A 2,857-nucleotide genomic window follows, 5' to 3' on the forward strand; every position below is an offset into this window, starting at 1 on the left:
GCTCAAGGAGGCGGGTTTTGACATATCCGCCCAGCATTTGAGTGATGCATTGGCACAACATCGAGAAGCGATTGCCAGTGCGACCGATACCGTGGAATTGCTGACGCTCGAAGCGCGTTTGACCAAGACGCTGTTCAAGCTGGCGGCGCAAGCCGTCAAGTATGGCCAGTTTACGCGTGCCAAACGTGGCAGTGGCGCCGACCCCGCGAACCGGTTTCTCGATCATGGCAATTACCTGGCTTATGGGCTGGCGGCAACGGCGACCTGGGTATTGGGGATTCCTCATGGCTTGGCGGTCTTGCATGGCAAGACGCGGCGGGGCGGCTTGGTCTTCGATGTTGCCGATCTGGTCAAGGACGCCATCATTCTCCCGCAAGCGTTTCTCTCGGCCATGAAAGGGGACGAGGAACAGGAGTTTCGTCAGGCGTGTATCGAGCGGCTGACGCGTACCGAATCCCTCGACTTCATGATCGATACGCTCAAGGCCGTAGCTCTCGACCTCGGAGGGCCTGAGGTATGAATGTGCTGCTGGTGTCCCAGTGCAACAAGAACGCGCTCAAAGAAACGCGGCGTATTCTCGACCAGTTTGCCGAGCGCCGGGGAGAACGCACCTGGCAAACCCCGATTACGCTCGAAGGGCTCGACACGCTGAGGAAGTTGCTGCGTAAGACGGCGCGCAAGAATACCGCCGTGGCGTGTCATTGGATTCGCGGTCACGATCACAGCGAGCTGATGTGGGTCGTCGGCGATGCCAAGCGCTTCAACCTCCAGGGCGCGGTACCGACCAATACCACCTCACGGGATATTCTGCGCCGCGAAGACGAAAACGACTGGCATAGCGGCGAGGACATCCTGCTCCTGGCGTCTATGTCAGCATTGTTGCACGACCTGGGCAAGGCGTCCGCAGCCTTCCAGCAACGGCTTCAAGGCAAGCTGGAAGGGCGTAATCTGTACCGCCATGAATGGGTGTCGTTGCGGCTCTTCCAGGCCTTCGTCGGTGACGACGATGATGCGACATGGCTCACGCGACTCGCCGAGGGGCGCTATCAAGAGCAAGACTGGCTGGATGGGCTGGAGCGCGATGGGCTCGATCCTGAGCCTTCCGCCATATTTCGACGTTTGCCGCCTTTGGCCGCTGCTCTCGGATGGCTGATCGTGAGTCACCACCGGTTACCTCTCAAGCCACCCGACGACATATCGAACCCCGCGACCCGTTGGGGCAGCCAGAATATCACGCTGCAGATGGACCAACTGGGGGACGTTCTGTCGTTGATCAGCGCGAAGTGGAACGAGATTCCCTGGACGCAAGAGTCGAAACGGGTCACGCCGTATTGGACGTTTCCCGATGGTTTGCCGCTTTCTACATGGCGTTGGCGCGAGCGCACTGCCAAGCAGGCGAAGCGGCTATTGGCACGTCTATCCGGCGATACGAACTGGCTCGATAGTCCCTATGTGATGCATCTTTCGCGGTTGTGTTTGATGCTGGCGGATCACCATTATTCGAGTCTTGAAGACCCAGCCAAACGGGTGAAAGGAGAACCCGACTACCCGCTGGTGGCCAATACCGTGCGCAAGACGGGACAACCCAATCAATTGCTGGATGAGCATATACTGGGCGTCGAAAAGCACACCAGTACCATCGCACGTGCATTGCCTACCGTGAATAGCCATTTATCACGTCTGGCGCGGCACAAGGGCTTTCGCAAGAGAAGCGACCATCCTCGCTTTCGTTGGCAGGACAAGGCGTTCGACCTTGCCCAGTCGGTGCGTGAGCGAAGTCAGCGTCAGGGCTTCTTCGGCATCAACATGGCCTCCACCGGTTGCGGTAAGACGCTGGCCAACGGGCGAATCATGTATGCGTTGGCCGACCCCGAGCAGGGCGCGCGTTTTAGCATCGCGCTGGGACTCCGCACACTCACGCTGCAAACCGGCCAGGCGCTGCGCGAGCGCTTGCATCTCGGTGAAGACGAACTCGCGGTGCGGGTCGGCGGCAGTGCCAACAAGGCACTATTCGAGCACTATGAGAAAGACGCTGAGGCGAGCGGCTCAGCTTCGACGCAAGGGCTGATCGATGAAGACGCCCACGTGGTATTCGAAGGCAATATCGACACTCATCCCGTACTTCGTCGCCTGGGAGATGAACCGGGCACACGCTCACTGATCGCCGCGCCCATTCTCGTCTGTACCGTGGATCACTTGGTGGCGGCCACTGAGAGTACGCGAGGCGGACGCCAGATCGCACCGATGCTGCGTTTGATGAGCAGTGATCTGGTGCTCGATGAAATCGATGACTTCGATATCAACGATCTGCCAGCGTTAACCCGATTGGTGCATTGGGCCGGACTGCTCGGCTCGCGCGTATTGCTATCATCGGCTACTTTGCCGCCTGCCTTGGTGCACGGATTGTATGAGGCATATCGCAGCGGACGTGAAGCCTACCAGTGCCATCGTGGCGAGCCAGGCCAGCCCGTGGATATCTGCTGTGCGTGGTTCGACGAAAATGATCGCCAGCATCAGGATTGTGCCGACGGTGATGCCTTCAGCGCCGCGCATGCCGCTTTTGCCAAGCGTCGGCTCAAGCGCTTGTCCGAGAACCCCGTGCGTCGCCGAGGCGAGCTTCTACCCTTGCCGGCATTGGGCAAGCGCCCTGAAGAGATGCGTGCTGGCCTGGCCGAGGTGCTGCGTACACAGGCCGCCCAGCTCCACGAGCGCCACCATTCGTGTGATCCTGTCACCGGCAAGCGCGTCAGTTTCGGTTTGATCCGCATGGCCAATATCGATCCGCTGGTCGATGTCGCCAGATCGCTCTTCCAACAAGGCGCCTGCGTTGGGCAACGCATTCATCTGTGCGTGTACC

2 protein-coding genes are annotated in these 2,857 nt (G+C 59.6%); both read left to right on the forward strand.

Features of this window, described 5'->3' with window-relative positions; genetic code table 11:
- The coding region (cas1f, locus tag OP496_RS16970; protein ID WP_280564998.1) for a type I-F CRISPR-associated endonuclease Cas1f at positions 1–520 on the forward strand (520 nt) is incomplete at its 5' end.
- Positions 517–2,857 (forward strand): type I-F CRISPR-associated helicase Cas3f (gene cas3f, locus OP496_RS16975; protein WP_280565000.1); only part of this gene is annotated, 2,341 nt, incomplete at its 3' end. The genes cas1f and cas3f, both read left to right, overlap by 4 nt.

The organism is Chromohalobacter sp. 48-RD10 (genome assembly GCF_029889785.1).
In the GTDB taxonomy this organism is placed as follows: domain Bacteria; phylum Pseudomonadota; class Gammaproteobacteria; order Pseudomonadales; family Halomonadaceae; genus Chromohalobacter.